At 66.5% G+C, this 4820-nt stretch carries 2 protein-coding genes and 3 pseudogenes; 2 read left to right on the top strand and 3 right to left on the bottom strand.

The window, feature by feature from the left end; all coding sequences use genetic code 11:
• Nucleotides 1-153 precede the first annotated feature (153 nt).
• Nucleotides 154-2010: an FG-GAP-like repeat-containing protein gene (locus ACIQU6_RS43760; RefSeq protein ID WP_403488169.1), complete on the top strand. Its 1857-nt coding sequence runs from the start codon at nt 154-156 to the stop codon at nt 2008-2010.
• A 344-nt stretch (nt 2011-2354) separates the two neighbouring features.
• On the opposite strand, the gene ACIQU6_RS43765 is transcribed toward ACIQU6_RS43760, so the two are convergent.
• Nucleotides 2355-2501: a hypothetical protein gene (locus tag ACIQU6_RS43765; protein ID WP_403487119.1), complete on the bottom strand. Its 147-nt coding sequence runs from the start codon at nt 2499-2501 to the stop codon at nt 2355-2357.
• A gap of 261 nt (nt 2502-2762) precedes the next feature.
• Here ACIQU6_RS43765 and ACIQU6_RS43770 point away from each other — a divergent pair.
• Nucleotides 2763-3143, top strand: a pseudogene (locus tag ACIQU6_RS43770) (transposase family protein); the annotation flags it as partial.
• 17 nt (nt 3144-3160) lie between these two features.
• Here the strand turns inward: ACIQU6_RS43770 and ACIQU6_RS43775 are convergent.
• Both ACIQU6_RS43775 and ACIQU6_RS43780 read right to left on the bottom strand, forming a co-directional pair.
• Nucleotides 3161-3841: pseudogene (locus ACIQU6_RS43775) on the bottom strand (transposase family protein); the annotation flags it as partial.
• A gap of 129 nt (nt 3842-3970) precedes the next feature.
• A pseudogene (locus tag ACIQU6_RS43780) lies at nt 3971-4820 on the bottom strand (hypothetical protein); the annotation flags it as partial.

A 4820-nucleotide genomic window follows, 5' to 3' on the forward strand; every position in this document is an offset into this window, starting at 1 on the left:
GGGACTTCACCGGGACGGTCATCAACACGTTCTACCCGCGCCTTCCCAGCGAGTGGAACGTCCCCTACCACCACGTCTTCACGTGATCCGCGGTCTCCGCCGTGCCAATCCCGTCCCGAGCCCACGCTCTTACCGCCTGGAAGAGGCACCACGATGCCCGTGCCCACGGAAGAACTGAAACTGGAGATCGTCCACGCCGCCACAGGCAAGACGCTCGGCGCCAAGGCCGCACCGAGCACGGACACGGCGCTCGTCGTCCGCGACGTCCCCGATGACGGCCCGAGCCCCGAACAGTGGCAACTCGCCCCCGTGCAGCCCGCGAAGGGCGGTCAAGCTGGTCAAGCTGAGGAAGACCAGGCATACGTGATCCGCAACACCGTCAGCGGGAAGGTGCTCGACAACCCCGCCGCCGCGGACCGCAGCATCCGTCAAGCGGCTGCCGCCGCCGGCAAAAAGGGCCAACAGTGGCGCCTGGTCCCCGTTGAGGGGCAAGCGGGCCTCTACTTCATCGAGAACGCGACCGACGGCGCCGTGCTCGACCTCGACGAACCCGGCCCGGACGACACCCGCATCGTCCTGCGCGAGTACGACGACGAAGCGCAGAGCCAGCGATGGCGGTTCGTCACAGCCGAGCCCGAGCGCACCAGCGACCCCGTACTGAACTGGTCACCACTGAGCCACTGGAACAGCCGCCAGTCCTGGCGACTGGACCGCTCCACCGCGCTACGGCCGGTACCCGAAACAACGCCCTCCTTCAGCGACCTGCTCCTGGTCCTCGAAGGATTCGGGAGCAACAAGGACGCCGGGGAATGGAAGATCGAGGGGGCCACCGGCTCTCCCAGCGCGCAACCAGGCTGGTGGGCCGCGGCCGGCGCACGCTTCCTCGCCAACATCACGGAAGCGAGGCGACAGGACATCGTGGGGCTCGCACCCGCGAAGGGGGCCGTGACCTCGCCCAGCAGAGGCGACGGTACGTTCGACGAAGAACGCCCCCTGCACCAAGGCGCACCCTCCCCAAGTCCCGCGGACCTGTGGACGGTTGCGGACATCACGGGCGACCACAAGCCCGACATCGTCGTGCTTGCCGCCGACGGTGTCCGAGTGTCTCATCAAGACAAAAAGGGCGGGACGTTCACGCCGGCGGGCGGCGAACTGGTCCTCAAGGCGTTCGGCCACGGCGCACAGGCGGGGGGTTGGCTGGCCGACAAGCATCCCCGCTTCCTCGTCGACACCACCGGTGACGGCCGGCTCGACATCATCGGCTGCCACGACAACGGCGTCTGGATATCACTCCAAGACACGCAAGGAAAGTTCGCACCACTCGCCGACGAACCGGCCCTGAAGGCGTTCGGCCAGGGCAAGGAGGCGGGCGGATGGCTGGTCGACAAGCACCCCCGCTTCCTCGTCGACACCACCGGTGACGGCCGGCTCGACATCATCGGCTGCCACGACAACGGCGTCTGGATATCACTCCAAGACGAGGACGGAACATTCGCCGAACCCCTCTACATCCTCGACGACTTCGGAGTCGAGCAGGGGTGGAACTCGATCAAGGAACACCCCCGGTTCCTGCTCAAGACCACCCAGGGTGGAGCACAGGACATCGTCGGTTTCGGCCCACAGGGCGTCGTCGTGGCACGCGGGCGCGGCGACGGCACCTTCGAACCCGCCAAGCTCGTCCTGAACGACTTCGGCCTCGCCCAGGGATGGACCGGCAAGAAGCACCTTCGCCTCCTCGCCGACGTCACCGGCGACGGCAACCCCGACATCGTCGGCTTCGGCGATGAGGGGGTCTGGGTGTCGCACAACCGCGGCAACGGCCAGTTCGAGCAGGCCCAGTTCGTATGCCGCGGGTTCGGGTACCACGAAAACGCAGGCGGCTGGCGAGTCGACCGCCACCCCCGCTTCCTCACCGACATCACCGGCGAAGGGCGCGTCGACATCGTCGGCTTCGGCGGCCCCGGGGTCTACGTGGCCCGAAACCTCTACCGCCGCTTCAGGACCCGATAAGCCGGCAGAACCTCAACAGATGCCGGCACGCCGACTCACCAACGGCGTGCCGGCCGCCGCGGAGGTCCGCCGGGTAGTAGACGGTGGCGACGAGTCCGCTGCTGCCCTTGGAGCCGAGGGAGGCTGGGGGCTGGAATGCCCAGTCACCAAGGTCGTAGCGGACCTCGCGCGTTGCGCTCGTAGCGGTGCGATCCGACGGTGTGGGGGCCCGCGGGCGCTCTTGCCGTCCACCGCGACCGACCCGGACCCCGTCGGGCCCTCGCCCATCAAATCGGCCAGGCCACCCAGGCAGACGGTACAAACGATCCTTCGGATCGTCGACCTGCTCGGCGCGATCCGCACGTTCAGCGGGGCCAGCAGCGTGCACCGAGGCGGGCAAGTGTCCGCTGCCGGGCGCTGCGGGCCCACTGCCCGATCGCCGCGTAGGAACCTGCGCCCGCCGCCACGGCACACGCGGCGAGCAGCAGCACCGCCACGAACGGGTCACGCACGCCCCGGCGATCGCACGGGTCCGGCAGCCTGACCAGCCGCTCCACCAACGACAGCCCCGAACACCCGCCCAGCGATGGCGGCTTGACGAGACAGACGGTGGCAGACCGACGGCACATCGAGGCTCCGGTTCTGGACGACGACCCGCAAGGTCATCCGCCCACAACAGGAGCCTCGATCTGTCAGTAACAGCCCTCACCAACATCCTCATCACACCGTGACCAACAACTACACCAACGCCAAAGGACTTTGGAACAGCCCTGGTGGCCGCCTGGGGGCATTTCTCTGGCAAAGTCCGGCGAGAAGGTGTGAACCTGCAGGTCATCACGGCACATGAGGGAAGGCTGCCGTGGCTCTCGCCGGCCCTGCCCGGTGGTGTCCACGACGTCAGAGCCGCTCGTGAGCACGGCATCGTCGACGTCTGTGAGCAGTTGGACTTCGAGGTCCTCGCCGACAAGGGCTGCCAGGGTACCGGCGGCACCATCATCGCCCCGATCAAACGACGCCCCGGCACTGAACTCCCCGCCAAACACAAGAAGTCGAACAAGGTCCATGCGGCCCTGCGGGCTCCCGTCGAACGGACCATCTCCCGAATCAAGCAGTGGCGGATCTTCCGCCACGCCCGCACCAGCCCGAACAAACTCACGTCAGTGAACCGTTTTCATCCTGAATACGTGCAGGTCAAGAGGGTGTGGACGGCTTGGACTGTTGTTCCGACGCGTCGGGTGGAACATCGTGCTCGTCGGAGCAGCCGCCAGGACTTCAGTAGCGCGAAGGCACGTTCGCCAGGGGCGCGGAGTCGGGCGTGGTCGCGGTTGAACTGCTGGTAGTGCTCGGGCTGTTCACGGTGGCGGTGGTACGGGGTGCGGATGGTGGCGCCGGCACCTTGGTAGGCCCGGTCTGCGAGCACGAGGATCTGCCGGGTTAGGCAGGCTTGGACGATGCCGTGGGCGCGGGCCGCGGTCAGGTCGTGCGTGCGGCCCGGCGTGGCGCGGGAGAACCACAGTGGGGTGCCGTCCGGACGGGCAATGACCTGTACGTTCATGCCGTGTTGCTTGTGCTTTTGGCTGTAGTGCGGCTGGTCTGCGGCAACCCGGTCGGTGGGGATGAGCGTGCCGTCGACGATGACGAAGTCCCCGTCGCCCAGGCCGACGAGGGACTCGTGCAGGCCGGGTGCCCAGGAGGCCAGCACCTCAAGCGTCTCGTCGACGTACCGCCACGCGGTCGTCGTCGAGATGCCGAAGCCGACCGCGCGAGCGGGCAGCGTCTCGTTCTTGCGCAGGTGCACCAGCGCAAGCAGGGTCTGCTTGAAGCAGCTCAACTTGCGCCACCGCGAGCCGCGTTCACACCTTCGGGCATAGATGAGCCACGAAACGGTTCAGTAGCCGCAGCGATCCTCACCCTCATGATCTACACGTGAAAAAGGCTCCTGGTCAACAGGGACATCACCGCGCCGGCGCCGAACGGCTCATCATCGGATCCGCCGTCTGTTGGAACCTCCCTTTCCGGGCCAGCGGACAGCACGACTCAGCCCCCGCCTCAGTCGGTTGCGTACGGCTCCGAAGAGTTGCACTCGTCCGACCCGGAGGGTCAGTGTGTCGTGACCTGGCAGTGGCTTGGCGTAGTGGGGAAGGCCGAGGCGACGCCAACGCGCAGCTTGGAGTGATGCTTGCGGCGGTACAGGGACCGTCCATTTTGCACGCGTGCCAGGTACGGCCAGGTCCAGCCAGAGTTGCCATTGTCCCGGTGTATTGGTTGGTAGCAGTGCGGTGAAGGTGCCGTCGACTCCGATGGACTGCACTGCGACGGCGTGTTCCATGCCGTCCGTGTTTTGGGCACGGAGGAGCAGCGAGCCCCGTGGCCAACTTGCCAGCGTACAGCGACCGTTCACGGCGAGGGTGACGGGGGCTTCGGGGGACCACGTGGTGTTCGTTACGCGCAGGTGTGAGTGTATTTTGTGTCTACTTTCACCGATGTCCAGGGTGAGGTTGCCGTACGGCTTGGTGCTGTACAGCGCGGCTGCCGTGCCCTGCGGGGTGATGAGCGTGGTGGTCGCGGTGATCACCGATGGTGTGCGGTTGCTGCCAAGGCGGGCCTGTTTGCTGATGCCCTGTGCGCCTACGGCCAGGGAGATGTCCCAGAGTCCGGCCGGCAGTGGTGCGAGGTCGATCGTGACGTCGAAGCCGGCCATTGCGTAGTCGTAGCGACCGTTATCCTCGTCGGCTCCTAGTGTGATGCGCCAGAAATCTTGAGGGTTAGTAAGTACCCTTGTTGCTATGTCGCATTCGGGCCCCTCTGCTGTGGCGATCACGCTGTCTGAG

It is taken from the genome of Streptomyces sp. NPDC090442, from assembly GCF_044769405.1.
Taxonomy (GTDB): Bacteria; Actinomycetota; Actinomycetes; order Streptomycetales; family Streptomycetaceae; genus Streptomyces.

Bases quoted from the DNA above. Each gene is read 5' to 3' on its own strand.
- ACIQU6_RS43760 (WP_403488169.1), top strand. From the start codon at position 154: ATGCCCGTGCCCACGGAAGAACTGAAACTGGAGATCGTCCACGCCGCC.